The sequence below is a fragment of the Leifsonia sp. HAY1-4F genome, from assembly GCF_056755275.1.
In genome coordinates, this window is record NZ_JBNDHX010000200.1 from 1 (window position 1) to 877 (window position 877).

The 877-nt window shown below is 68.0% G+C and carries 1 protein-coding gene; it reads right to left on the minus strand.

What is annotated here, in order from left to right:
- Positions 1-255: 255 nt before the first annotated feature.
- The coding region (locus ACPYOG_RS19175) for an alpha-hydroxy acid oxidase (protein ID WP_481295730.1) at positions 256-877 on the minus strand (622 nt) is incomplete at its 5' end.

Genomic DNA, 877 nt, shown 5'->3' on the forward strand with positions numbered 1-877 from the left:
ACGGTGACGGATGCGGCGGACGGCAGCGAGGTCGGGGTGGTGGACGACCTGGCGAGCTTCCCGCTGAGCGTCCCCGCCTACGGCGCCCGCTTCCTCGTCCTGGAGCGCACCCCCGCCGACGCCTGAGCCCCACCATCGAGTCCACGAAGATTGCACGCTCTCGCGGCGCGTCGCGTGCAGTCTGTGCGGACTCGACGGTGGGGCTGTGGTGGCGCCTGAGTGGGGCTCTCGAGTTCACGGCCCGCTGAGGCCGGGTCAGGCGTCGATGTCCGTGGTCGCTGTGCGTGGCAGGGGTTGGAGGCGTGTGAGTTGGGTGACGTGCTGGGGGCCGAGCTCGGCGAGGGAGCGCACTTGCAGCAGTTTCATGGTGCGCACCAGCTGGTCGGTGAGGATCTGGATGGTGCGATCCACACCCTGCCGGCCGCCGGCCATCAGCCCGTACAGGTAGGAACGGCCGATCAGGGTGAACTTCGCACCCAAGGCGTAGGCGGCGATGATGTCGGCGCCGTTCATGATCCCGGTATCGATCGCGACCTCGGTGTGCTGGCCCACTTCGCGGACCACGGTGGGGAGCAGGTGGAACGGGATCGGCGCCCGGTCCAGCTGACGGCCGCCGTGGTTGGAGAGCACGATCCCATCCACCCCGGCATCCACCAGCGTCTTGGCGTCCTGAACGGTCTGCACCCCTTTGACCACCAGCTTCCCCGGCCACATGTCCCGGATGATTGCGAGGTCTTCGAAATCGATCGAGGGGTCCATCGCCGCGTTCAGCAGGTCACCGACCGTGCCGCCGGTCTGGGACAGGGAGGCGAACTCCAGCTTCGGGGTGGTCAGGAAGTCATACCACCACCACGGCCGCGGGATCGCGTTCAGGATC